Raw genomic sequence first — 24,842 nt, 5'->3', positions numbered from 1 at the left:
AATTCTCTATTTATTTTACAGCAGCAAATGGGCTACCGCCTTCCGGCAACAGTTCTTTGAAAGTAAAGGGGTATTCGGGGAACCCCGCAGCATATGCTGTGTATTCGTACAATTGGAAGAACAGAACGACCTGATCATCCTTCAGATAAAAATACTTTTCCGTATTCAATCCGTTGAATCCTCCCAAATAACTTTCCTCCGCTTTTACCAGCTTGTTCAACTTAGCATTTAACGTTTTTTTGTAGTTTGGGTTAGCACCAAAAAGATCGCCCAGCAATAGACGTTTGCCATCCTTGAGCGAGAAGGTAAACGCCTCCCGGTTGGTCATGCCATGAGCCCCGCCCGTATCGCTATACTGTGACATCAGCAAACTAATCACACCATTCTGATTGTAGGTCACTACATAATCTATATCATAAGTATACTTGGGCTCTGACCCAGAACGATTGGAGATATCCTGCTCTGCCCCTGCGGCGAATCTCATGGCACTTTCTTTCAAGGTATCGTTCATGGCCTTTTGCGCAGCGGATTGACTCAGTCCACTAATTTTCGGATAATCAAGCTGGATTAAAGCCTCTTTTCGATCTTTAGCATAGGTCTCAGTGGTTACTGTCAATGCGTTCTGTGGTCTGTTCATCACGTTCAGCTTACTAGAGCCTAGAGTCCAATCCACTTTATAGCCCAAATAATCATTTAAGAGACCGGATGGAACATAGAGACGATTGTTTATTAGCTTTCCTTCATATTCCCGAATGTAATAGTTGTTCACCCAGATAGAAGTACCAAAACTAGATAGCGTTAACTTGGCTTTAGCCGTCCCTTTTCCAATCGTGTATGCATTTTCTTCTTTATCATAAGTGAGAGGTAATCCCAGCACATCACGCATAAAGGTAATTGGGATCCAGACCTTCCCTTCCTGCACAATACCTGTCTGCTGCGAAATCACCCCGTTCGCCTTTAATACTATACTTGAAGCATTAGCCTTGCTCTTCGCCTGATCAGACGCTGCATAACCCGTATCACTAGGCAGTAATCCTCCACCAAGCAATAACCCCGCCGACATCAAACCTATGCCCCATTTGCGTACGATTTCTTTTGAGATATTCATCATCTTGTTTTCCCTCTCCTTTCCAATTAATTAAACATAATCCCAGAGAGCTTACACAAAAAAGAGGCATCCCCCACTATTAAGCGGAAGATTACCTCTTCTCTCTGTATTCATCTTGTAGGCTACTATTTCAATTCATACATAACGCTTAGTTGGGTTGTAACTTTAACTACTCCCGGTTGTACGGATGTGCTTGCACCAGCATCTGCTGCAGCCATATCCATTTTTAGATTTTGTTCAAAATATACTGGAGTAATATCGCCATCATTTTGACTAACCGTGAGCACTTGGCCTAAGCTACGTTTAGCTGCCTTAGCAATAGCTCCTGCCTTAACATCTGCGTTCGCCATCGCCTTTTCAATCACCTGAGCTTCAAAGGCAGAAGTATCTTCCACAGAAAAACGTGCATTTCCGAGATTGTTTGCCCCTGCTGCAGATGCAGCGTCAAGCAATTCACCAACCTTAGTCAGATCTCTATAAGACACTAACAGCGTATGATTCGCGTTGTATCCTTTTACTTGCTGTCCTTCTTTTTCGCTATAACTATAGTTGGGTTGCACATAGAATTGGGTGCTTTGAATATCTTTATCTGCGATTTTCCAAGTCCCTTTCAGTAGGGTAGTGATCTTTTGGATTTTAGCAGCATTTGTTTTTTGTGCTTCTTGCGCAGTTGACGCCGTAGTATCTACTCCGATGGACAAGTATACAATATCCGGCTTGATGGACAATTCGCCTTTACCTACTACACTAACAACATTTTTCTGCACTTCATCTGCGTAAGCCTTTGTAGGACCCTGGGAGACACCACTCATACCAATTCCTCCAATTAACAAACTCCCTACAATCAACACTGAACCAATCTTCTTTACCAAACCTTTCATATTTGCCAGCCCCTTTCATCTTTTGTGATTTGTTATTATCCTCTAGACGAGTCATTCTGGTAAATGTTGCACATCTTAAATCTATTTTTTGGTATTAAAAAAAGCCCCTAGGGGCTTTTTAGTCATGCAATAAAAAGTCATGTCAAAAGATTATTGGTTCTCAAGCTCTTCTTTGCTGACGAGACTCGTCAAAGCGTTTACAGCTTGATCGGCGTCTGCACCATCCGCGCTGATATAGATCTCCGTGCCGGAACTGATCGCTAGGCTCATAATACCCATAATACTTTTGGCGTTTACTTTTTTATCGTCTTTTTCCACGAAAATCTCCGACGAAAACTTGTTAGCTTCTTGCACAAACAATGCTGCCGGTCGAGCGTGTAGCCCTGTCTTCAACCGAACAACTACCGGGTGCTTTGTCATGAAACGCTTACCCCCTAATTGAGTTCTCCCCAAAAATTTCACATTAATTTTATATTATTATATCATTATAACGTAAACCACACTAGAAAAAAAGTGACTAGCCGCCTCGAACCTTGTCCGCCAGTTCATCAATCTTACGAAGTCGATGATTTACTCCGGACTTACTAACCGTACCTTTCAGCATTTCACCAACCTCTTTAAGGTTGATATCTGGATGTGCCATTCGGATTTCTGCAACTTCCCGCAGTTTATCCGGCAAGCTCTCCAGCCCCACTTCTCGCTGCAGCAATTTGATATTCTCAATCTGCCGCACCGCGGCACTTATCGTTTTATTGAGATTCGCGGTCTCGCAGTTCACGATCCGATTCACGGAATTACGCATATCACGCATAATTCTTACATCCTCAAATTTGAACAACGCTTGATGCGCGCCGATCAGACTTAAGAATTCGATAATCTTCTCGCCTTCTTTAATGTATAGAATGAACCCTTTTTTACGTTCAATGCAGCGTGCGTTTAGGTGAAATTCACCAGCCAGATCAACTAGCGCTTTACAGTGCTCCTCATACATCGAGGAAATCTCCAAATGGTAAGAGGAACCCTCCGGATTATTAACCGATCCGCCCGCCAAAAAAGCACCCCGCAAATAAGCACGCTTACAGCAGTTATTCCCAACAATCTCTTTATCAATACCGTCGGTAAAAATAAATCCTTCGGACACAATTCTGAGATCATTTAAGATCTCCTGTACGCGGCTGGGGATTCTAACGATATACACGTTATTTTTCTTCAAACGCATTTTTTTACGCACGAGTAGCTCAATATGGACCTGGTAATATTTCTTAAGCAAAGAATATACCCGCCTTGCAATCGCGGCGTTCTCCGTCGAAATGTCGAGAATCACCTTTTTGCTTGAAAGCTGCACAGATCCATTCATACGGATAAGTGCTGACATTTCCGCCTTCTCACAACAGGGCTCACTCTCCACCATCGTCAGCTCTTTTTTGGTAAGGGCCGCAAAAGACAAGGGTCTCACCTCTTTCTGAAATAAGTACGTCATTCATATATACAAGCATAAAAGCCTTCGGTGTCCTTGTAAGGACGGTAAGCGTTTAAGCGAGAAATATAAACCATAAAGTATAGGTGTAAAACTTATACTCTCTTATATTTTAAGTTATACCCTAGGGTTTCTGTTTATCCAATCTTGCACAAGCTGATAGATATGATGACTAAGCTTATCGGTATCATGCCTTAAATAAGTTCGGAATAACACTAGCTTATCCGCTATAACTTTATATGCACTACCTTCTAGTACATCCTTATCGAGCTGTACCGGACGCGCACCCTTCTCAGCGTACTTCGACTGCACCTGCTCTGGAATTTCACCGTCATTCACAATAATATAATCAAATAAATGAATTCCAATATGATCATAAACAGCTTGTAGATGGTCATTTACAGTATAATTATCCGTTTCGCCAGGCTGAGTCATTACATTGCAGACAAAAATTTTGATTGCATCAGAAGATACAACAGCTTCTGCTAGCTTCGGAACAAGTAGGTTCGGAAGAATGCTCGTATATAGACTCCCTGGACCCAAAAGAATCGCATCTGCATTTCGAATCGCTTCAAGCGCTTCAGGCAACGGTTCCACATCAGCAGGCTCCAAAGAAACCCGTTTAATGATCCCGCCTGCTTCCGGTATTTTAGATTCCCCCGTGATAATCGTGCCGTCCGACATTTCCGCACGCAATACTACGGCATCTCCCGCAGCGGGTAATACCCGTCCGCGAACAGCAAATAATCGGCTAAGCTCACGAACAGCTGTGACAAAATCACCAGATATATCTGTAAGCGCGGCAAGAATTAAATTACCAAGACTATGGCCCGCCAATCCTTCGCCCGTGTTAAAACGATATCTCATAATATCCGCCATGAGCGGCTCTACATCAGCCATAGCTGTTAATACGTTGCGGATGTCCCCAGGAGGCGGCATTTGCAGTTCACTACGCAAAATGCCCGAGCTTCCTCCGTCATCTGCTACGGTAACTATAGCTGTAATATCTAGCGGCTTTTCTTTTAAGCCGCGAAGCATGACAGATAGTCCCGTGCCACCGCCCATAACGACGATACGTGGACGCTGTCTTTGTTCTTCAGCCACTATGGACCCCTTCTCTCATTAGTGCCGATCACGCTCGGAATCCCGATGACTAACAGCTACGGATTCCGTTTCGCTGACGCCCAGCATTTTGCCCAAATATTCAGAAATGGCTACTGAACGGTGTTTCCCGCCGGTACAGCCAATGCCGATAATAATCTGGGATTTACCTTCCCTACGATATTGCGGAATTAAGAAATGAAGCATATCGAGCAGTTTGGTCAGGAACACCTGTGTTTCAGGCCACTTCATTACATAGTCATAGACATCGCTGTCCTGACCTGTTTTGGGCCGCAGGTGATCCACATAATGTGGGTTAGGCAAAAAGCGAACATCGAATACGAGGTCTGCATCAATAGGAATACCATACTTAAATCCGAACGATGTAATGTTGACGGAGAGTGTACTTTTTCCTAAATGCGAGAACCGAGAAACGATCTTCTCCTTGAGCTGCACTGGTTTCATACTGCTAGTATCCAGACATAATGTGGCTGAATTCTTTAATTCCTCAAGCATCTTACGTTCCAGCTTGATACCATCAAGCGGAAGTCCCTTAGGCGCTAGCGGATGATGACGCCGGCTTTCCTTGTAACGCTGCACAAGCACCGAATCCGTAGCATCCAAGAACAAGATTTCACAGCCAATGGTTGACTCATCTTTGATATAGGCTAGAGACTCGGACAAAGCAGTGAAGAATTCCCTACCGCGCAGGTCAATCACAAGCGCTACCTTGGCGATCTTACCCTTCGACTGCTCAATCAGTTCTGCAAACTTAGGGATCAGCACCGGCGGCAAATTATCGACACAGAAGAACCCTAGGTCTTCCAGACTCTGAACAGCAATTGTCTTACCCGCACCTGACATTCCGGTAATAATGATCAGGGTGGCTCCAGCCGTTGGAGTATTGTCCAATTCGGTCATTAAAGCGTCCCCTCCCTAAATTAGTATATGAATACTCCCTATCTTTTAAGAACGAAGCAGAAGACCTGCCGCACCCACAATACCTGCATCATTACCAAGCTCCGCAGGGATAATCGAAACACCAGTCTGAAGCGGAGCCGGTGCGAGCTTAGCAAACACACGACGAACTTCATCAAATAGAATATCTCCAGCCTTGGACACACCACCGCCAATGATGAAGACCTCAGGGTTAAGCACGGCTGCAACAGAAGCCATAGATTTACCCAGGTAGTATGCTGCACGGTTTACTATGCGAATCGCTACTTCATCGCCAGCCTTAGCCGCATCAAAGACTTCCTTCGCAGCAATCTTCTCTACCATTGAGAGCGAAGTACGATCACCACGAGCTACTGCATCGTTAGCCATACGAATAATTCCTGTAGCGGAGGAAACGGTTTCCAGACATCCCATATTACCGCAACCACATTGAATGGCTTCCAAATCCGGCACTACAGTGATATGGCCAAGCTCACCTGCTAGACCTGCAAAACCTTGATAAATCTTTCCGTTAATAATAATTCCGCCACCAACACCTGTTCCTAGCGTATAGCAAACACAATTTTCAATCCCGCGTCCTGCACCACTCCAGGCTTCACCCAGTGCAGCCACGTTCGCATCATTGTCTATTTTGACAGGCTTGTTCCAGCGATCTTCCAAAATGGAGCGAATCGGCACATCTTTAAATCCTATGTTAGGCGCAAGTATAATGATTCCTTCACGAATATTTGTGAACCCTGCTACGCCCGCTCCTACACCTGCAAGCTGATCCCAAGAGTACGGGGAATCCTCCACAATTTGGCGAACATACTTCTCGATATTATCGATAACAGTATCGACACCTTCTGCAGTTCCTGTAGGTCCCTCATAAGTATGCAATAGAGTTCCCTCAGCATTGCAGATTCCAACCTTAATTGCAGTTCCACCCAAATCCACGCCAACGTAGATATTCTCAGACATGTAACAAGCCACCTTTTTTTATACTAAAATAGTTAATCCTAAGTACCAACTATAATAGAAGCCCCCTCTGTGGTCAAGGAAAGACAACACACCCGGGAATTCCTTATTTTAATACTATACTCTATTATATTCTAAAAAGACCCCCTTACGACTAAGTAAGAGAGTCTTCTGACTATATTATTATCTGGAAAATAACCTAAATCACCCATTTATTCTGACAAAATACGCTTTTGCCCCTCCAGTGCACGGATAGGTGCGATATTCTGTGTAAACTCCAGCGTACCCATATACCGACCAGTCTCGTCGCGGACAGCGAAATAACGGATATAGATAAATTTATCCTTGATGTTGATCCAGAAGTCCTCAGCATCCTTACGACCTGCCTTAAAGTCTTCCAGAAGCTTCTCTACCACATGAACACTTTGAGGCGGATGACAGTTCTGTACCGTGCGGCCGATAACCGCCTTAGTTCGGGCAAAGATACGTTCCTTCCCGTGTGAAAAATATCGAACGACATCATCCTCATCAATGAATGTCAGATCTACTGGCAGATGATTGAGTACTGTTTCAAGCTGATGCAATGACAACAGCCCTGTCTCAAAACGGATGAACCCTTCTTGCGGAGCGGCTCCCACTGCTTCACCCTGCAATGCTGCACCTTCCGGCTCTGCGGCACGTTCGGGTATCCACTCCTGCTCCGGCGCCGTCAGGCAGAATCCAATCTCATCGCTCTCCCGAGCGATTTTGACCCATTCGTCTTCCGTCAATTTATCCAGCGACATAGGCAATAAAATATTTTCTTCCTTAAAAATCATTTCATTAACTTCCTTGATGATCTCCTTAAGTTGAACACCAATATCTACTGCATTTCCGCTGTAGCTGCTGAGCGCTGCTTTTGCCTCTTTAATCATACGGCGGATATGATCATCCACCCCCCACATTACCTTGGTTGGTCCATAAATGCCGTATTTTTCAAGGTAAGGGAACAACAGATTTTCTTTTCGACTGTAGTGTTTATCTAGATCCAACAGTAAGCTAAGATCCTCCAGCAGCTTAAAGATCAGCTCCTCGCTGTCATTCTTCTGGAATTTAGTAGCATGCAAATCTAACCGGAAGTTCACAAGTCTTTCAATCTCACGGTTTTCTAGCTTGAAGGTGTGGACTGGGTGGCCGGGTTGTTCTTCAGGCTTCGAGGAGCGGTGAATTTGCTCAATAGAGCCTTTGAAAATTGCTGTATGCACCGAACAAAGCCGCTGTACCTCGGATACCGGAATTCCCTCTTCAGTCATTAACGAATGCTCCATTGCAGAGATTTCCGCAACAGTAACATCACCTACAGCTTCCTCGAAGCGTGCCTTAACCTCTTCAACGCTTTTGCCTGCATGCAGTTCTTTAATAATCTCCTTGAGCAGGGCTTGGCGACGAGTTTGCTCCGGTACATCAACCTCGCGGTTATTTATAAGCTCACTCATTATTGATCACTCCTTAATGAAGTTTGGTTATCATTTGCTCTTTATTTCACAATCTCGAAGCCATGACGTTCAAAGGCTAACTTCACAGTGTCGAGATCTATTTTCTTCAACTTGATTCCTTTGGATAAGGTCATGAAACGTCCAGCGGTCTGCAGCATGCCCGGCTTGGCGATATCCTTAAAGCCCAGATCCACCATAATCTCGATGACCTCTGGATGCCGTGATACAATGTCGAAGATAGACTCATCCATTCGCAGGACTTTTTCCATGCAACTCTTCTCCTTTTTGTGAGAACTATTCTCAACAACAGATTAGCACAGGCTGAATGGGGCCATTGTGATTGCAATCACTAATTAAGAAGAGTCATTCTTTTAACAGAGGATTATGTATTCGTATGAAAATAAAAAACTGCCCCCTACCATAAAAAGCATAAGGGACAGCTTGATTTGTTATAAATCATTTACTATAGCGTTACGCCTGTTTTGAAGATGGAAATCTCGCGGAAATTATTTTTCTCATTATTTACCCATTCCCCACTAACCACGCTGATAATGTAGTTAATGAAGTCACGCAGAACCTCATCTGGAGAACCATCTTCAACCAACACACCCGCATTAAAATCGATCCAGTGACGTTTGCCTTCATATAATGGGGTATTGGTGGATACCTTCATCGTAGGCACGAATGTTCCAAAAGGCGTTCCCCGCCCGGTCGTAAAGATCACCAATTGGCAGCCAGCAGCAGCCAGAGCCGACGAAGCCACTAGGTCATTGCCCGGCGCGTTAAGAAGATTTAAGCCTTTGTTAGTGATAAGCTCTCCGTACTTGAGTACATCCATTACCGTAGAATTACCGGATTTTTGAGTGCAGCCCAGAGATTTATCCTCAAGCGTAGTAATTCCTCCGGCTTTATTTCCTGGTGAAGGATTTTCATATACCGGCTGTTTATAGTCCATAAAATACTGCTTAAAGTCATTGATGAGATCAACAATTTTGTGGAAAATAGCTTCATCTGCCGCACGTTCCATCAGAATTTTTTCGGCGCCAAACATTTCTGGTACTTCAGTGAGTACAGTTGTGCCGCCTTGGGCAGCCATATAGTCAGACAGACGTCCAAGAAGCGGATTCGCAGTAATCCCGGACAGGCCATCCGAGCCTCCACACTTCAGACCAATCTTCAGCTCAGAGAGTGAGACTTCTTCCCGATGATCACCCTGTACATTATTGTAGAGTTCCTTCAGCAGCTTTACGCCTTCTTCAATCTCGTTTCCAACCTCTTGGGAGACAAGAAAACGCACTCGACCCTCATCGTAACTACCCAGCATGTCTTTAAAAATATGCAAATTGTTATTCTCACAACCTAGTCCGAGCACAAGTACGGCGCCCGCATTTGGATGCTTAACCGCGTTAGCAAGTATTGTACGAGTATTGTCATGGTCATCGCCTAGCTGAGAACAACCATAGTTATGTTTAAGCACGAGTACATTATCAAATGGAGCGATATCCCCAACCTCTGCCTTGAAAATATTAATGATCTGCTCCGCCACTCCATTTACACATCCAACCGTAGGGACGATCCATAGCTCATTACGAATACCTACTGATCCGTCAAAACGACGATACCCCTTAAAGGTCAAATTTTCTGTTTTAAAAGGATTGGGTGTCAGCTTCTGCTCAAAAGTATATTCCTCAACCCCTGTTAGGTTTGTCTTCGTATTATGGGTATGCACCCACTGGCCCGGCACGATAGGCGCTTTAGCATGACCGATGGGATAGCCATACTTCAATACATACTCACCTTCGCTAATGCTGGTTAGTGCAATTTTATGACCTCTAGCAATATCTTCCGTAATTTTAATCTCTTTTGAACCTATCACAATGGTGTCGCCTGCTTGATAGTCTTTAAGTGCAACTGCCACGTTATCAGCCTCGTTAATCTGCAGTACCTCTTTCATAGTCTTAATCATGTCGTCATCCACCTCCTGTGTATTAGTTGTGCGCAGGTCTCTTCACGTACGCTTGCAGCGCTTGCTTCATACCTGTTCTCTCAATCGCAATGAGCCCTTCTGTCACCTTATCCGTAAGTCCGGCCACTTCGTTCAGGTCACAGCCCCAGCGATTTGTCGCCGCTAATACCTCGACAGCCAGTGCGCGTAACCCAGTATCTGTGCCATCCCATCCTCCCCATAAGGAAGCGAACCATTCCACAATATCTGCATCATCCGCCAACTGAATCTCTTCTTCCCCTCTGCGTCCTTTATAGAAGGCAATTAATGCACTTAATGAGAAGACAAGCTTCTCAGGCAATTGTCCTTTGGACTCTACATATTGCAGCAACGAAGGTAGATCTCTTGTCTTAAATTTCGAAATAGAATTCAGAGAGATGCTCATCAAGTAATGCTGCACATACGGGTTCAGGAACCTTTCTAATACCGCGTCTGCAAAAGAATTCAATTCCTCTACCGGCAGATCCAGCGTCGGGATGATCTCATCATAGATCAAGGACTTCACGTACGCCCCAACCTCTTCGTGCTCAATCGCCTCAGCCACCGTATCAATTCCGTACAAATACGCTACGGGTGTCATCGCGGTATGCGCTCCGTTTAGAATTCTCACTTTACGAGTCCGGTAAGGGGTCATATCATCTACCACGAGCACATTAAGACCTGCTAGTTCAGCCGGGAACTCCTCTTTCATCCACTGCGGCCCTTCAATTACCCAAAGATGGAACTGCTCGCCGACAACAACCATCTTATCCTCATACCCCAGTTCTTCAGTAATCTCAGCGATGCTGTCTCTTGGATATCCGGGAACAATGCGGTCTACCAGACTGCAGCAGAAGGTATTGGCTTCATTCAGCCATTCAATAAAGCCGTCTCCAAGATTCCACAGTTCAGCATATTTCAAAATAACCTTCTTAAGCTCATCCCCATTTCGGTCAATCAGCTCACACGGAATGATAATAAAACCTTTGGAAGCATCCCCATTAAAAAATTCGAAACGTTTATACAATAAGGCCGTCAGTTTGCCTGGAAAACTGCTTTGCGGAGCATCCGTTAATTTGTCGTCCCCTTCAAAAGCAATTCCCGCCTCCGTGGTATTAGACACGATAAAGCGCAGCTCTGGATTCTCGGCAAGCTTCATATACTCCTCATGCTGGGCAAAAGGATTAAGCGTTCGCGTAATACAGTTGATAACCTCATGTTCTTTTACCGCTGCCCCATCTTTGAGCCCTTGGAGATAAAGCGTATACAACCCATCCTGAGCATTTAGCATTTCTGCAAGTCCGTTGCCCAGCGGTTGTACCACAACTACTCCGCCATTAAAATCCGTTTTTTGATTCATGGTATGAATCTGCCAATCTACAAAAGCGCGCATGAAATTCCCTTCACCAAATTGCAGAACCTTCTCGGGATATTGCTTATAAGCTTTCCAGCTATCACTATTTAATCTGTTCATACAAATGCCTCCTAATTTATAATGCACACGATAAACAAAGTTAAATTACTATATAAAACAATATTTATATTATGTTATGTTAAATAATATGCACACGTGAAAATTTTAATTGAAAACCCCTCACAAATTGTAAAGGATTACGTCGCTGGTATGTGCATCATTACTATCTTTGCAGGTTCTTAACCGATTCTCTCGCAATAAACTCCGTGTCGATCGAGATTAGCCCTTCATTCTCCAATGGCTCTTTGATTAAGCTTAGTAGCTTACGGGCACCTTGCTCGCTGATTTTCTCAATCGGACGCTTAACTGTGGTCAACGAAGGATTGGCAAAGAGCGAAAAGCCAATATCATCAAAACCAACAATAGAGACATCATTCGGCACCTGCAGCCCATGTTCAAACACAGATTTCATAGCTCCGATCGCCATATCGTCATTAGAGCAAAATACTGCCGTCGGCGCTTTTTCCAGATCCAGCAGCTGGCCCATCGCCTCATATCCACTTTGCAAATCATACTTACCACTGATCATGTAGTCATTACGCACAGGAATGTTATAATCTATCAATGCTTTTATAAAACCATCTCTGCGCTCCTGTGTGGATTTAAAGCCTTCGACGCCTTCAATAATCGCAATGTCTTGATGGCCGGATTCTATCAGGTATTTACCTGCATGATAAGCGCCTTCCCGGTCATTCGAGATGATGTTAATAATGGAGCGATCATCGATCTGTCGATTCAACACAACGATTGGAATGCCTTGCTGGATCACATGGTAAATAAATTTATTGTCTGCTTCACTTTGGCTCATTAGAATAATTCCGTCAAAACGTTTGTGATGAATGGAGGAGTACTCTGCATAATCGTCGATCCCACGTATGAACAAATTATATTCAACATCTATAACGCTGTTCACACCACGGATCGTGTCAGAGAAGAAACCGGATGTTGTGCCCTTGGCAATACTCGTGAAGAACAAGCCAATGGTATATGATCGCTGCATTACAAGGCTTTTAGCATTGTAATTGGGGACGTAACCCACTTGCGCGGCAATCTCAGCAATTTTTTTACGTGTGACCTCTTTAATGAGTGGACTGTTGTTAAGTGCTCTTGATACAGTTGTATGTGAAACATTCGCCAATTTGGCGATATCCTTGATTGTAGGTGCCATGGGTCAACCTTCCTTATCAAACGGGTTTGGCTCTTCCATGTAAGGATATCATAACGATTACCTTGTCACCAATGCCTGTTTCGAGAAATTGAAATATTGATCCGCATTATTGTAACAGATGTTCTCAATCATACCGCCCAGCAGTTCCATATCATCCGGGACTTCTCCAGCCTCTACCCAAGAACCTACAAGATCACATAGAATTCTTCTAAAGTACTCATGTCTGGTATACGATAAAAAGCTTCTGGAGTCTGTTAACATTCCGACAAATTGGCTGAGTACCCCTAGATTAGCGAGCGTCTTCATCTGTTCCAGCATGCCATCCTTATTGTCATTGAACCACCATGCCGTTCCGAATTGAATTTTCCCAGGTATACCTCCCCCTTGGAAGCAGCCCATTAAACCCGCAATGACATGATTATCATTCGGATTCAATGAATACAAAATCGTCTTAGGCAGTGCGTTCTCACGATCCAGCGCATCAAGCAGTCCTGCCAGTGGTTTAGCAATCATGCCATCATTGATGGCATCATAGCCTGTATCCGGACCGAGACGCCCGAACATTACGCTGTTATTATTACGAAGCGCATGGATATGGAATTGCATCGCCCAATCCAGTTCGCTATATAATTTCCCGAGGAATATAAGTGTGAACCCTTTGTACTTTTTCTCTTCACTCTCGCTTACAGTGCCATCACGAATTGCTTTGGCGAATATTTCTGTAGCTTCCTCCAAGGTAGCTGGCTCAAACATTACTGCATCCAAAGCATGATCGGATACACGGCCCGCTCTAGCATGGAAGTATCTCACCCTGCTCTCCAGCGCTTCAAGAAACTGTCCATAATGCTCAACCGCTATTCCCGAAACTTCACTAAGCTGATCCACCCAAGCCTTGAAGGTAGGACGGTTGATTTCGAGTGATTTATCTGGTCTGAATCCCGGAACTATGCTAGCTTCGAATCCACTTAGAGTACTGATTTTCTCGTGATATTCTAGATCATCTACAGGGTCATCGGTGGTGCATACAACGGTCACCTTCGATTTAATGATCAAGTCTCTTGCTCCAAAGCCCTCGCCTTGCAGTTGCTTGTTCACTTCGTCCCAAATCTTCGGAGCATTAACCTCATTTAGCAAATCATATACTCCAAAGAAACGCTGTAACTCCAGATGTGTCCAATGATAGAGCGGATTACCGATTATCCTTGGAACAGTTCTTGCCCAGGCCAGAAATTTATCGTAGTCACTACCATCACCGGTAATGTACTTCTCTTCTACACCATTTGCCCGCATCACTCTCCATTTGTAATGGTCACCATACAGCCAAGCCTCGGTAATATTGTTAAACGTCTTGTTCTCATAAATCTCTTTCGGACTGAGATGGCAGTGATAGTCGATAATCGGCATGTCTTTCGCATAGTTATGAAACAGCTGAATCGCAGTCTCACTGGACAATAAGAAGTTCTCATCCATAAATTTTCTGCTCATGAGTTTTGCTGCTCTCCTTTATAATCATAATGGGAGTTACAATCGGTTTAACGTAAACATTTTGATGTTTGAACTATTCATTGAATATTAATTAAATCTAAAATAAATGTTTTGCCTAGCGTTGTGTTGAAAATTGTTCACGTTAACATTTATCTACATTGTAAACTTATTTATAAAATGCGCAAGTCTTTTTCGAAGGACATTGTTACAGTTATTTTAATACCGCTATTTCCTATCATAAAAAAACAGGCAATCCTGTAAGATAAGGATCGCCTGCTAGAAGTCATTCCAATTTAAGTTAGCGGGAAATTAACTGCCTAGATTTTCGCTCCAATCATGCACCATCGAACCCTCTAAGTATTTCTCAGCATCCATTGCTGCCATGCAGCCGGTGCCTGCTGCAGAAATCGCTTGACGGTAACGGGTATCCTGCACGTCACCACAAGCGAATACACCCGGAATGTTCGTTTCTGTCGTTCCAGGGGTGACCACAATGTAGCCATTGGTATCCGTAGTAATCTGGCCGCCTAAGAACCCGGTATTCGGCGTATGTCCGATCGCGACAAACACCCCATCCGCTTCGATGAGTTCTTCCTGCCCTGTCTCATTGTTGCGAACCGTCAGCCCTTTAACGCCAGACTCGCCGGTTGTTACTTCAAGCGGTGTACGGTTAAGTGCCCACGCAACCTTACTGTTATCGCGTGCGCGATCCTGCATGATCTTCGAAGCTCTGAGCTCATCACGACGATGAACCAGAGTTACGCTGGAAGCAAATCTTGTTAAGAAGCTGGCTTCCTCCATCGCGGAGTCTCCTCCACCGACCACGATAATCTTTTTGTTCCGGAAAAAGAAGCCGTCACAAGTAGCACAAGTGCTGACCCCACGGCCCACATTCTCCTGCTCCCCTGGTATTCCTAAATATCTGGCAGAAGCACCGGTAGAAATAATTACCGACTCTGCCTCTAATACACCCAAACCATCTACTGTCACTTTGAATGGACGCTGTGAAAAATCCACTGAATCCACCCAACCATTCTTAAATTCAGCACCAAAACGTTCAGCCTGCTTCCGCATGTTGTCCATTAAATCCGGACCGAGAATCCCTTCAGGAAAACCTGGAAAGTTCTCTACTTCCGTTGTCGTTGTCAGTTGTCCACCTGGCTGCAAGCCTTCAATTACAAGTGGGTTAAGGTTGGCACGTGCCAGATAAATAGCAGCAGTAAGCCCGGCCGGGCCTGTTCCGATTACAATCGTTTTGTACATAACAGTGGCCTCCTCACAATAGGGTTTAAGCGTCAAGAATTTAGATATTTTCAGTAAACGGGGGAAGACTGTCGCTCACACTTCCCTGAAAGCTACATTCATCATCGATACGCCGAGCATAACGACTGACCATCGACACAGAAACGTCGTAACGCAGAGCTACTTCACGATAGGTAACTGGAAGGTTATGCATTTTTGCGATCAGATATTCTAAGGCTGCACTCCAGCCCCCCGCGTGACGGATAAAAGGAACATCTGGATAGATGCTGCTCACGAATTGCTTCCAGAGTAATTCAGCGTCTTTTTTCTGGACGGCATCAAATCTCCGGTCCATCATACTTACCGTCTGGTCGATGACTTTTTGCCAATCATCTCTCCATTCTGGCAATCCCTTCAGACGCGCAGTAGAAGTTTCTTTAGCTTCCTGAAGCACATTTTCCTCCGGAACACTACCAATCAGTCGTTGCAGGCTGAGAAGCGCAGCTTCTTGCAGCTTTTCTTCCTGCAATGGCTGTTGCTTCAGAAGTCCTTGCAGAATCTCGGACATTTCTTCATCTTCGATCCAGCGCAGAGCTTCCGTCACCTGAAGCTTCGTATTGGCATCTCCGTAGCGAAGCGCCCAGAAGAAGGAGGACCGAAGCAGCGGATTGTTCCGCACCTCTTCGGCAAAGCTGCCTTTATTATCTTTCCACAGCTTCAGCTGCTCTTGAAATGGAAGCTGATAGTTGTAGCTGATTGGAGATAACGCTTTGCCTTCTCCCTGTGCTTGCTGCAGCTGGGCCAGAAAAAATCTCGGCACAGCCGATTCAGGGTCCAGCTTAGTAGCTTTTTGCCAGCAGCGTTGAGCTTCCGTGTGCAGTCCACTATTACTTGCTGCTGCCGCACAGTAATGATACAAGCTGGCGTCACCGCCGACTTCCTCATCCTTCAGCAGGCGCCGAAAATGACCATAGGCGGTTCTATGCCGTCCAAGAATTCCCATCGTAGTGGCCATTTTGAACAAATGCTCCTGGTGAAAAGGAATAGTCGTCTCTAGCTGACGTAATAATCCTGCCAGTTGCCCGCGGTCACCTTCATACTGCAGAAAGATCGCCAAGTTACAAAGTGCGTGCAAATTGCCAGAGTCCTGTTCAAGCACCCGCATAATACATTCTTTGGCTTTGGTAAAACGACCCATATAGAAATACGCAAGGGCTAGGTTGTTATGCGCCGCCAAGAAGTCTGGCGTATTGCTTACAATCTCTTCAAGCAAAGTAACGGCTTGAGTAAACTTGCCTTCTTCCAACAGCGCCCGGGCCCGCTCATGCTCTATTACCCCTTCCCGGCTTCTAATCCGGATAAGCGGTGCAGGACGATCCAGTTCATATTGCAGAAGTTCCATCAACTCTTCCGATTCGGCCAGAAACTCACCGTTCACATCTTCTTCGAGATAAGTAACGAGTGAGCGTTCTGCCTCCTCATAGCTTTCCATATTGGCGAAGTTGTTAGCCATATAGAAATAACATTCCGTCATTCCAGGATCAATATTCTCCAGCACATGGGTCAAAATATCGTTTGACGCCTCATAATTACCCATTTCTGATAATACACCTGCTACGTTGCAATGATTTACCGGGTTCTCCGGTTCGTACTCTACAGCTTTGCGAAAATTCTTTAATGCCTTATCATATTGAAAGCGATCCAAGGACCGAACGGCTCTTTCAAAGAAAAAATTGGCATTCAGAGTGACGGGAATAACATTACCATTCTCCTCATACTCTGAAGTTCTCTCCATCATGGAAGCAAGGCACCCCCTTATAAGAAGCTTCCTTTTATACTAACGAAAAAATAGGAGGACGGCGCCCAATGGGGTATACCGGAGCTCCAAACTTAATCGCTATTCCGTTCCCTATATGGGTGCGGCTATCTTCACACAGTATACCACATGTGACCGTGAGATTCTCAAGTTGAGAAAGACTCTACCACTCCACATACAACAACTTTTTCAAATAAAAATAAAAAAGACGGGGAATTAAATTCCCGCGTCTCTGAAAAGCTTATCGATCGAACCGCCCTCAAGAATAATACGTGTAGCTTGAGCAAGCATCGGTGCAACCGATAAGACCTTAAACCGACTTGAATGATCATCTGGCAGCGCGATAGAGTCGGTAATGACCACTTCCTCAATTGAGGGATGGTCAAGCCGCTGCAGCGCAGGCCCTGAGAACAATCCATGCGTTGCACAGACGATACTGTCCTTCGCACCTCTCTCTTTCAGACCCTCTACCACATTCACAATGGTAGTCCCTGTATCAATCAGGTCCTCGATAATAATCGGTGTACGTCCCTCGACATCACCAATGACATGAGTGATTACCGATTCATTATGGGCTGGACGCTTCTTGATCATAATGGCAAAAGGTGAATCCAGCTTATTCGCCAGCTTCTCAGCCATAGAGGCACGTCCGGCATCTGGAGAGACAATGACCAAATCAGACATAGCCTTGGCCTTCAAATGGCTGCTGATCAAATCGAGAGCAGTCAGATGATCGACCGGAATGTTGAAAAATCCTTGAATTGCCGCTGCATGCAAATCGATAGTGATTACACGGGTTGCGCCGGCGGTCGTAAGTACATCAGCTACCATCTTAGCCGAAATCGGTTCGCGAGGTGCAGACTTACGTTCCTGTCGAGCATATCCATAATACGGCACAATAATGTTAACTGTACGTGCCGATGCCCGTTTAGCAGCATCTATCATCACGAGCAGCTCCACGAACATCTCATTAATGGGATGGGATAGGGATTGCACCAAAAATACGTCGCAGTTCCGGATGCTCTCTTCGTAATGCACGTAAATCTCGCCGCTCATGAAACGGGTCAGCTTAATCTGCCCCAATTCAACACCAAGTCGCTCTGCAATATCTGCCGCCAGCTTTGGATTCGACGAACCGGAAAAAATACGTAATTGTTGATGATGCATAATACCCTCCTGCGGATTATAAATTATAGTTTGAACGGAACAGCGGTACGACGACGACCCTCAAATACAGCCAGTTCACGAAATCCTGTGTGCCAAAGCAGGCTACGAGCCTCTTGTAAGCCGTCACCAAGCTTAGCAGGGTCATGTGCATCCGAGCCGAGCGTAAGAGGTATACCGAGCTTAAAAGCCTCCTGTAGCAGATGTTCCGCTGGGAACATTTCAGCACACGGCTTGGAAAGTCCTGAAGCATTTAGCTCCATGGCGACTCCGCTATCTGCTATAACCTTTAAGGTTTCCAGTTCCAATGCTCTCACTTCTGCTTTACCATCTGGTGTCTGTGGACCATAGCCGAACCGTTTAATAACATCCATATGTCCTATAATATCATATAATCCCGATAACGCCGACTTCTTTACAGCATCATAATAAAGACGATATACCTCTAGTTCATCCTTACCTTCCCAGCCATGAACCTGTCGATAATCCGTAATATCCCATTCCCCAAGAAAATGCACAGAGCCAATCAGATAATCCCATGGGTAAGGAGATAAAATCTCACGAATTTGATCTTCGTAGCCTTCAATATAATCCGCTTCCAGCCCCACCCGCAGATCTATGGCTCCACGATAACGTTCCTTCAGACTCAGACATTCCTCTACATAACGAGGCAGTTCAGCCATTGGCATCGCCATCTCAGGGTAATAGCTAGCAGGATCGACATGAATGAGCGGCAAGTGGTCCGATAACCCTAGTTGCTCAAGTCCAAGCGCAATCCCGCGCTGCACATACTCCTCAAGCTTGCCCACGGCATGACCGCAGCGCTCATGATGCGTGTGGTAATCGATATGCATCCTTCAGTCCCCCCTAGTACTGATCCCGGCGTGGGCGCTCGTGGCGGGTACTGAGCTCTTCCATGATCTCATCCAGCGGAAGCTTACGCTCCTGTAGCAGAACTAGTAAGTGGTAGATCAGATCACTAACCTCAAGACGCAGCTCGGCATTGTCTTTATTTTTAGCGGCAATAATCGTTTCAGAGGCTTCTTCGCCTACCTTCTTAAGGATCTTATCGACCCCTTTATCGAACAAATAAGTGGTATATGCGCCTTCCGGGCGTTCTACTTCCCGCTCAGCAATCACGCGCTCTAGCTCGCCAAGAACGGTAAACCGCTCGCCATCCGTAAGACTTGCAGCCGATTTTTGCGCTTCCTTGGTTTGGTTATCCAAAGGGATTTCACGGAAAAAGCACGAAGTAGCTCCAGTATGGCAAGCAGGTCCTTCAGGAACAACCTTCACGAGCAATGTATCACTATCGCAATCATAGGCTATGGAGGTAATCGCTTGTGTGTTGCCGGAGGTTCCACCTTTGTGCCAAAGCTCGCTGCGTGAGCGGCTCCAGAACCAGGTCTGACCACGTTCCAGCGAGAGCTGCAACGATTCCGAATTCATATAAGCAACCATCAAAACTTCGAGTGTGTTGGCATCCTGTACAACCGTAGGCACCAACCCCGCTTCATTCCAGCGAATGCCGGCCAGCGCTTCTTGTTGGCTAATGGATGTATTCTTTTCTGTTTGACTCATCGGATCTCTACCCCTTTTTGCTTCAAATCAGCCTTTAAGTCGTTAATGGCAATCTCTTTATAGTGAAAAATGGTCGCCGCCAGTCCAGCATCGGCTTTCCCTTCCGTAAATACATCGTAAAAATGCTCCTTCTTCCCAGCACCGCCAGAAGCAATCACAGGAATACTAAGTAAGTCGCTTACTGCTGAGGTCAGCTTCAGGTCGAAGCCATCTTTCGTGCCATCTGCATCCATACTTGTGAGTAAAATCTCACCTGCTCCGAGCTTTTCAGCTTCCTTGGCCCAGGTCAGAGCACGGATGCCAGTGGGCTTGCGACCACCATGTGTATACACTTCCCATTCACCAAATGCCTCGTTATATTTAGCATCTATGGCTACCACAATACATTGAGAGCCAAAACGGCGTGCACCTTCCAGAATTAACTGTGGATTTGTGATAGCAGCCGTATTAATGCCAATTTTGTCTGCACCTGCACGAAGAATCCGCTTCATATCATCAGGTGTAGAGATCCCGCCGCCCACTGTAAAAGGAATGGCGATTTCACCTGCGGTCTGCCGCACAACCTCAATCATGGTCGCTCGGCCTTCTACGGAAGCTGATATATCGAGAAACACAAGCTCATCTGCACCCTCACGGTCATACAGCGCCGCGAGCTCAACCGGATCTCCGGCATCACGCAGATTCACAAAGTTAACGCCTTTGACTACCCGTCCGTCCTTAACGTCAAGACAGGGGATGATTCGTTTTGCTAACATAATAAATCCCTCCTTTATTGCAAAGGTTTTTCGATCCCCCTAAACACAAACTTAAGCCCATAACACCTTCGCGTTGACGTTCTTGCCTCTGTGAGTAGGCGGGCTTACACAGCCTGCAAGCCCAAGCTAGACATACACTCATAATCCCTGTGTCTCCACGATTCATGCTCCTGGCAGGACGACGGACTCGCGACACCCGCAAGACCAAATTCATTAGGCCACCTGTGGGCTCGCGCTCATGAAATAATCGGCTCATTTAGTTGCATCATGTACAGTTATTTCACCGTCCATCCAGCAAACCATGCGTTTAACTGCATTTCGTACAATTAAATCTGGAAATGAGCTTAGAAATAAGATCAACTCTCATTTATAGCTGCACGAAATACAATTAAATTAGCAAACATGCTCTTAATTGGAACAATAGTTGTATGAAGTACTCTTATATCATCCAGCTAAGGCGTAATGCCCATCCCGCCGCCTAATTAGCTTATTACAACAGATTCCACATCAGACTTTAGCTGAAACCACCTTATTCGCTCAATAGCTTAGGGTTTATCAACCTAGTTCGACGTTCTATTGCACTCTGTACAATAGAGTAAACCTCAAACAATCAAATTGTGCCGTCTATTGTATTTCGTGCATTAGATTTCCCAGAAATCCACGAAAACGAAGGTTTATCACTATTTCAACTGTATAAAGTGCAATCAAATAAACATTCAAGCCCTTTAAGAAGGGTTCTATTGCACAAAATACAACCAAACCTTCTAATAAGATTTTTAGCACAGTAAGAACGAATTAATTAGTCAGTTATTAGTCAGTTATTAGTCAGTTATTAGTCAGTTATTTGTCAGGTTCGTCAACTAACGCAGCTCATACGCAACACTACTTCTGTGCGAGTGCCTGCAAAGCTTTGGAGAGATCAATATTGCCCGTATACAACGCCTTGCCAACAATAGCTCCGCCCACACCGCTGCCGTTATGCATGCTCAGACGTAACAGATCATCAAGACTGGTGACTCCGCCGGAGGCGATCACCGTTTTACCACTGACCTTCGCCATGGACACAATGCCCTCCACGTTCGGCCCCTGCATCATTCCGTCGCGAGAGATATCGGTGTAAATGAACGTCTCTGCTCCTTTTGCAGCCAATTCCTTAGCCAGATCCTCAGCACGTACCTCAGAGGTATTCAACCAGCCATGTGTGGCAACATAACCGTTGCGTGCATCAATGCCGATAGCTACTTTATCACCGTATTTAGCCAATACCGCTTCGGTAAAAACATGATCATTAATCGCAGCAGTGCCGATAATAACGCGGCTAACACCAAGTCCGAGCAATTTTTCCACGTCCGCAAGAGTACGAAGGCCACCGCCCACCTGAACAGGCACGTTAGCATTAGCAGCAATAGCGCCGATCATCGCATCATTCACAGGATGACCTGCTTTTGCCCCGTCTAAATCCACCAAATGAATGAATTTTCCGCCTTGCTCTTCCCAAGATTTGGCCACCTTCAGTGGACTATCATTGTATATCGTTTCCTGACTGTAATCCCCTTGTTGCAGCCTGACACATTTTCCATCCCGGATATCAATCGCCGGATATACAATAAAAGAAGACATTTGGCGCTCCCCACTTTCGTTACATTATATTTATAGCGCGGCTTACGTCCGCTCTCCCTTTAATTTCAAGAAATTACCCAACAGCTTCATTCCCAGCTCTCCGCTTTTTTCCGGATGAAACTGCATGCCGAATACATTATCCTGGCCCACGATAGCCGTAACTGGGTAACCATAATCGGTGACTGCCAACAGATCACTCTTATTCGCTACAAGTGCGTGATAGGAGTGGACGAAATACACATGCCCCTCATCGAGACCTGCAAACAGCGGACTTTGAGGTTGTGTGAAGCTCAGCTTATTCCAACCCATATGTGGCACTTTATAGCCAACTCTAGGAGCAAATCGCACCACCGAGCCTGAGAGAATATCAAGACCCTCATGGCTGCCATGCTCTTCACTGCTGCTAAACAGCAGCTGCATGCCGAGACAAATACCAAGCAGCGGCTGTGTTCCGGCAGCTACCTGTTTAACCACAAGATCCAAGCCACTTTCCCGCAGCTGCTCCATCGCATCGCCAAATGCACCGACACCCGGCAGAATGACACTATCAGCAGCGAGAATTTGCTCGGCTTCCCCCGTCACTACACACTCACAACCGAGGCGTTCTACCGCCTTGCTCACACTGTGCAGGTTGCCCATGCCATAATCGACGATTGCAACAGTCATGCTACAGCACTCCCTTCGTAGAAGGCACACCCTTTACACGTGGATCAATTAGTGTCGCTTCATCGAGTGCCCGTCCAAGCGCCTTGAATACAGCCTCAATCATGTGATGTGTGTTAGAACCGTAGTGTACAATCACATGCAGCGTTATCCGAGCTTCCAGCGCGAACTTCCATAAGAATTCCTGAACAAGCTCCGTCGAAAAGCTGCCCACCTGCTGTGAAGGATACGTTGCGCGATATTCAAAGTGTGGGCGATTGCTGATATCGATCACAACCTGCGCCAACGCCTCATCCATCGGTACAAAAACACTCGCATAACGTTTGATTCCTTTTTTATCACCTAGTGCTTCGTACAGTGCTTGACCTAGGCAGATCCCAATGTCTTCAACCGTGTGGTGATCATCAATTTCGATATCTCCTCGCGCCTGTACTGACAGGTCAAACTGGCCGTGCTTTGTGAACAGATCTAGCATATGATTCAAAAAAGGAACATCCGTCTCCAGCTCAGAAACTCCACTTCCATCTACGTTAAGAGACAGCTTGATATCCGTCTCGTTTGTTTTGCGGCTTAGTCCTGCTTGGCGCAAGGCTTGTTCATTATTGTTCTCCATATCCGTCTCCACCTTTTCCTTCGTTCTTGAGTCGAATCTCAATGGCCCGTGCGTGGCCTTCTAACCCTTCGCGACGTGCCAGCTCTATAATGGTCTTTCCATCACGCAGGAGGGCTTCCTTGCTGTAATAGATCAGACTTGATTTCTTTATAAAATCATCCACATCCACTGGCGACGAGAACCGTGCCGTACCATTGGTTGGGATAATATGATTCGGTCCGGCAAAATAGTCGCCCACAGGCTCTGAGCTATAAGCTCCTAGGAAAATGGCTCCAGCATTCTCAATGCTGCCCACAAGACCCATAGGGTCCTCGACAACAATCTCTAAATGCTCTGGTGCCAATCGATTCACTACGGAGATTCCTTCCTCCATAGATTCCACAACAATGATCGCACCGTAATTCTCTACGGATGAACGGGCGATCGCCTGTCGCGGCAGCTCCTGTAGCTGACGCTCCACTTCAGCAGCCACACTATCCGCCAAGCTCTGCGATGGCGTGACTAGAATCGCCGAGGCCATCTCGTCATGCTCGGCCTGCGAGAGCAGATCCGCTGCGACATAGGCCGGCTCAGCGGTCTCATCTGCGAGCACGACAATTTCGCTTGGTCCCGCGATACTGTCGATGTCCACGGCACCATATACCTCGCGTTTCGCTAGCGCAACGTATATATTGCCGGGCCCACATATCTTATCTACCGGCGCTATGCTCTCCGTCCCAAAAGCCAAAGCAGCTACCGCCTGCGCTCCGCCCACACGGTAGATCTCATTCACACCTGCTTCTGCGGCAGCAACCAGGATGTATGGATCAATCCCTTCTTTGCCGCCGGTGGATGGCGGGGTTACCATAACGATCTCTGGCACGCCTGCGATCTGCGCAGGGATCACGTTCATCAGCACGGAGGAAGGATAAGCTGCCTTACCGCCAGGAACATAAACCCCTACCCGCTTCAGCGGACGAATAATCTGTCCCAGAATCGTGCCATCGGGCTGAAGATCCATCCACGAATTCCGTTTCTGTCTAGCATGAAAGGCCCGGATATTGGTTGCGGCTGCTTGAATAGCGGATACGAAAGATTCTTCTACTCGGCCATATGCTGCCTGAAGCTCTTCTGGAGTTACCCGCAGCTGATTCGACGTAAGCGTGACCCGGTCAAATTGCTCCGTGTAGCGAAGAAGTGCCGTGTCTCCTTCTTTTTTAATCGCGGTCACAATTTCCTTTACCACCTGATTTTGCTCTGGCGTTCCATACTCGACTTCTCGCTCTAGCTTAAAGTCCTTGCTCGATACAACCTTCATCGCTGGTTCCTCCCTTTGCCCCTA

General features: G+C 45.9%; 23 protein-coding genes. All 23 read right to left on the bottom strand.

What is annotated here, in order from left to right; translation table 11 throughout:
* Positions 1-10: 10 nt before the first annotated feature.
* Complete coding sequence (locus ACN6KS_RS00890; RefSeq protein ID WP_280787071.1) at positions 11-1,111, bottom strand: PdaC/SigV domain-containing protein; 1,101 nt, start codon at positions 1,109-1,111, stop codon at positions 11-13.
* A 122-nt stretch (positions 1,112-1,233) separates the two neighbouring features.
* Positions 1,234-1,989, bottom strand: a complete 756-nt coding sequence (locus ACN6KS_RS00885) for an SIMPL domain-containing protein (RefSeq protein WP_094873184.1) — start codon at positions 1,987-1,989, stop codon at positions 1,234-1,236.
* Positions 1,990-2,139: 150 nt separating this feature from the next.
* On the bottom strand, positions 2,140-2,409 hold the full coding sequence (locus ACN6KS_RS00880) for an HPr family phosphocarrier protein (protein WP_036687106.1): 270 nt from the start codon (positions 2,407-2,409) through the stop codon (positions 2,140-2,142).
* Positions 2,410-2,506: 97 nt separating this feature from the next.
* Positions 2,507-3,436, bottom strand: a complete 930-nt coding sequence (whiA, locus tag ACN6KS_RS00875; RefSeq protein ID WP_042123310.1) for a DNA-binding protein WhiA — start codon at positions 3,434-3,436, stop codon at positions 2,507-2,509.
* A gap of 147 nt (positions 3,437-3,583) precedes the next feature.
* Entirely contained in the window at positions 3,584-4,531 is a 948-nt protein-coding gene (locus tag ACN6KS_RS00870; RefSeq protein ID WP_179085868.1) for a gluconeogenesis factor YvcK family protein, read from the bottom strand.
* A 57-nt stretch (positions 4,532-4,588) separates the two neighbouring features.
* Positions 4,589-5,488 carry an RNase adapter RapZ gene (gene rapZ, locus ACN6KS_RS00865; RefSeq protein WP_042123306.1) on the bottom strand — a complete coding sequence of 300 codons (900 nt, stop codon included), beginning with the start codon at positions 5,486-5,488 and terminating at the stop codon, positions 4,589-4,591.
* A gap of 45 nt (positions 5,489-5,533) precedes the next feature.
* A complete protein-coding gene (locus ACN6KS_RS00860; RefSeq protein ID WP_042184026.1) occupies positions 5,534-6,484 on the bottom strand; it encodes an ROK family glucokinase in 951 nt (316 codons plus the stop codon).
* A gap of 209 nt (positions 6,485-6,693) precedes the next feature.
* Positions 6,694-7,956, bottom strand: coding sequence for a DUF438 domain-containing protein (locus ACN6KS_RS00855; RefSeq protein ID WP_341133493.1), 1,263 nt, complete (start codon positions 7,954-7,956; stop codon positions 6,694-6,696).
* Positions 7,957-7,997: 41 nt separating this feature from the next.
* Positions 7,998-8,225 (bottom strand): DUF1858 domain-containing protein, encoded by a 228-nt coding sequence (locus ACN6KS_RS00850; protein WP_094877725.1) that lies wholly within the window; start codon positions 8,223-8,225, stop codon positions 7,998-8,000.
* Positions 8,226-8,419: 194 nt separating this feature from the next.
* Positions 8,420-9,910, bottom strand: coding sequence for a UxaA family hydrolase (locus ACN6KS_RS00845; RefSeq protein ID WP_440962354.1), 1,491 nt, complete (start codon positions 9,908-9,910; stop codon positions 8,420-8,422).
* Between the two features lie 34 nt (positions 9,911-9,944).
* Positions 9,945-11,414: a tagaturonate reductase gene (locus ACN6KS_RS00840; RefSeq protein WP_341133491.1), complete on the bottom strand. Its 1,470-nt coding sequence runs from the start codon at positions 11,412-11,414 to the stop codon at positions 9,945-9,947.
* Positions 11,415-11,577: 163 nt separating this feature from the next.
* A complete protein-coding gene (locus tag ACN6KS_RS00835; protein ID WP_094873178.1) occupies positions 11,578-12,582 on the bottom strand; it encodes a LacI family DNA-binding transcriptional regulator in 1,005 nt (334 codons plus the stop codon).
* Between the two features lie 57 nt (positions 12,583-12,639).
* Positions 12,640-14,067, bottom strand: coding sequence for a glucuronate isomerase (gene uxaC, locus ACN6KS_RS00830; RefSeq protein ID WP_440961120.1), 1,428 nt, complete (start codon positions 14,065-14,067; stop codon positions 12,640-12,642).
* A gap of 309 nt (positions 14,068-14,376) precedes the next feature.
* On the bottom strand, positions 14,377-15,330 hold the full coding sequence (gene trxB / locus ACN6KS_RS00825) for a thioredoxin-disulfide reductase (protein ID WP_094873176.1): 954 nt from the start codon (positions 15,328-15,330) through the stop codon (positions 14,377-14,379).
* Between the two features lie 40 nt (positions 15,331-15,370).
* The gene (locus tag ACN6KS_RS00820; RefSeq protein ID WP_440961119.1) at positions 15,371-17,107 is read right to left on the bottom strand and encodes a tetratricopeptide repeat protein; all 1,737 of its coding nucleotides are present in this window, start codon (positions 17,105-17,107) and stop codon (positions 15,371-15,373) included.
* Between the two features lie 234 nt (positions 17,108-17,341).
* Complete coding sequence (locus ACN6KS_RS00815; RefSeq protein WP_094873173.1) at positions 17,342-18,292, bottom strand: ribose-phosphate diphosphokinase; 951 nt, start codon at positions 18,290-18,292, stop codon at positions 17,342-17,344.
* 23 nt (positions 18,293-18,315) lie between these two features.
* A complete protein-coding gene (gene hisJ / locus ACN6KS_RS00810; protein WP_440961118.1) occupies positions 18,316-19,143 on the bottom strand; it encodes a histidinol-phosphatase HisJ in 828 nt (275 codons plus the stop codon).
* Positions 19,144-19,156: 13 nt separating this feature from the next.
* Positions 19,157-19,870 carry a bifunctional phosphoribosyl-AMP cyclohydrolase/phosphoribosyl-ATP diphosphatase HisIE gene (gene hisIE, locus ACN6KS_RS00805; RefSeq protein WP_094873170.1) on the bottom strand — a complete coding sequence of 238 codons (714 nt, stop codon included), beginning with the start codon at positions 19,868-19,870 and terminating at the stop codon, positions 19,157-19,159.
* Positions 19,867-20,625, bottom strand: a complete 759-nt coding sequence (gene hisF / locus ACN6KS_RS00800) for an imidazole glycerol phosphate synthase subunit HisF (RefSeq protein ID WP_042123282.1) — start codon at positions 20,623-20,625, stop codon at positions 19,867-19,869. The genes hisIE and hisF overlap by 4 nt, the downstream gene beginning before the upstream one ends.
* Positions 20,626-21,507: 882 nt before the next feature.
* Positions 21,508-22,245, bottom strand: a complete 738-nt coding sequence (gene hisA / locus ACN6KS_RS00795; RefSeq protein ID WP_094873169.1) for a 1-(5-phosphoribosyl)-5-[(5-phosphoribosylamino)methylideneamino]imidazole-4-carboxamide isomerase — start codon at positions 22,243-22,245, stop codon at positions 21,508-21,510.
* Between the two features lie 42 nt (positions 22,246-22,287).
* A complete protein-coding gene (hisH, locus tag ACN6KS_RS00790) occupies positions 22,288-22,911 on the bottom strand; it encodes an imidazole glycerol phosphate synthase subunit HisH (RefSeq protein ID WP_440961117.1) in 624 nt (207 codons plus the stop codon).
* A 1-nt stretch (position 22,912) separates the two neighbouring features.
* Positions 22,913-23,521, bottom strand: coding sequence for an imidazoleglycerol-phosphate dehydratase HisB (gene hisB, locus ACN6KS_RS00785; protein WP_094873166.1), 609 nt, complete (start codon positions 23,519-23,521; stop codon positions 22,913-22,915).
* Complete coding sequence (hisD, locus tag ACN6KS_RS00780; protein WP_440961116.1) at positions 23,508-24,818, bottom strand: histidinol dehydrogenase; 1,311 nt, start codon at positions 24,816-24,818, stop codon at positions 23,508-23,510. The genes hisB and hisD overlap by 14 nt, the downstream gene beginning before the upstream one ends.
* Positions 24,819-24,842 lie beyond the last annotated feature (24 nt).

It is taken from the genome of Paenibacillus nitricinens (assembly GCF_052056485.1).
GTDB classification, from domain to species: domain Bacteria; phylum Bacillota; class Bacilli; order Paenibacillales; family Paenibacillaceae; genus Paenibacillus_AQ; species Paenibacillus_AQ nitricinens.
The sequence above is the reverse complement of the archived record's forward strand: the minus strand, read 5'-3'. Positions and strand labels throughout refer to the sequence as shown.

Bases quoted from the DNA above. Each gene is read 5' to 3' on its own strand.
- ACN6KS_RS00855 (WP_341133493.1), bottom strand. From the start codon at position 7,956: ATGAGTGAGCTTATAAATAACCGCGAGGTTGATGTACCGGAGCAAACT.
- rapZ (WP_042123306.1), bottom strand. From the start codon at position 5,488: ATGACCGAATTGGACAATACTCCAACGGCTGGAGCCACCCTGATCATT.
- ACN6KS_RS00885 (WP_094873184.1), bottom strand. From the start codon at position 1,989: ATGAAAGGTTTGGTAAAGAAGATTGGTTCAGTGTTGATTGTAGGGAGT.
- ACN6KS_RS00860 (WP_042184026.1), bottom strand. From the start codon at position 6,484: ATGTCTGAGAATATCTACGTTGGCGTGGATTTGGGTGGAACTGCAATT.
- ACN6KS_RS00890 (WP_280787071.1), bottom strand. From the start codon at position 1,111: ATGATGAATATCTCAAAAGAAATCGTACGCAAATGGGGCATAGGTTTG.
- uxaC (WP_440961120.1), bottom strand. From the start codon at position 14,067: ATGAGCAGAAAATTTATGGATGAGAACTTCTTATTGTCCAGTGAGACT.
- ACN6KS_RS00880 (WP_036687106.1), bottom strand. From the start codon at position 2,409: ATGACAAAGCACCCGGTAGTTGTTCGGTTGAAGACAGGGCTACACGCT.
- ACN6KS_RS00820 (WP_440961119.1), bottom strand. From the start codon at position 17,107: ATGATGGAGAGAACTTCAGAGTATGAGGAGAATGGTAATGTTATTCCC.
- ACN6KS_RS00870 (WP_179085868.1), bottom strand. From the start codon at position 4,531: ATGGGCGGTGGCACGGGACTATCTGTCATGCTTCGCGGCTTAAAAGAA.
- ACN6KS_RS00845 (WP_440962354.1), bottom strand. From the start codon at position 9,910: ATGAAAGAGGTACTGCAGATTAACGAGGCTGATAACGTGGCAGTTGCA.
- ACN6KS_RS00835 (WP_094873178.1), bottom strand. From the start codon at position 12,582: ATGGCACCTACAATCAAGGATATCGCCAAATTGGCGAATGTTTCACAT.
- ACN6KS_RS00840 (WP_341133491.1), bottom strand. From the start codon at position 11,414: ATGAACAGATTAAATAGTGATAGCTGGAAAGCTTATAAGCAATATCCC.
- ACN6KS_RS00815 (WP_094873173.1), bottom strand. From the start codon at position 18,292: ATGCATCATCAACAATTACGTATTTTTTCCGGTTCGTCGAATCCAAAG.
- hisB (WP_094873166.1), bottom strand. From the start codon at position 23,521: ATGGAGAACAATAATGAACAAGCCTTGCGCCAAGCAGGACTAAGCCGC.
- ACN6KS_RS00850 (WP_094877725.1), bottom strand. From the start codon at position 8,225: ATGGAAAAAGTCCTGCGAATGGATGAGTCTATCTTCGACATTGTATCA.
- hisJ (WP_440961118.1), bottom strand. From the start codon at position 19,143: ATGCATATCGATTACCACACGCATCATGAGCGCTGCGGTCATGCCGTG.
- hisH (WP_440961117.1), bottom strand. From the start codon at position 22,911: ATGACTGTTGCAATCGTCGATTATGGCATGGGCAACCTGCACAGTGTG.
- trxB (WP_094873176.1), bottom strand. From the start codon at position 15,330: ATGTACAAAACGATTGTAATCGGAACAGGCCCGGCCGGGCTTACTGCT.
- hisIE (WP_094873170.1), bottom strand. From the start codon at position 19,870: ATGAGTCAAACAGAAAAGAATACATCCATTAGCCAACAAGAAGCGCTG.
- hisD (WP_440961116.1), bottom strand. From the start codon at position 24,818: ATGAAGGTTGTATCGAGCAAGGACTTTAAGCTAGAGCGAGAAGTCGAG.
- hisF (WP_042123282.1), bottom strand. From the start codon at position 20,625: ATGTTAGCAAAACGAATCATCCCCTGTCTTGACGTTAAGGACGGACGG.
- hisA (WP_094873169.1), bottom strand. From the start codon at position 22,245: ATGTCTTCTTTTATTGTATATCCGGCGATTGATATCCGGGATGGAAAA.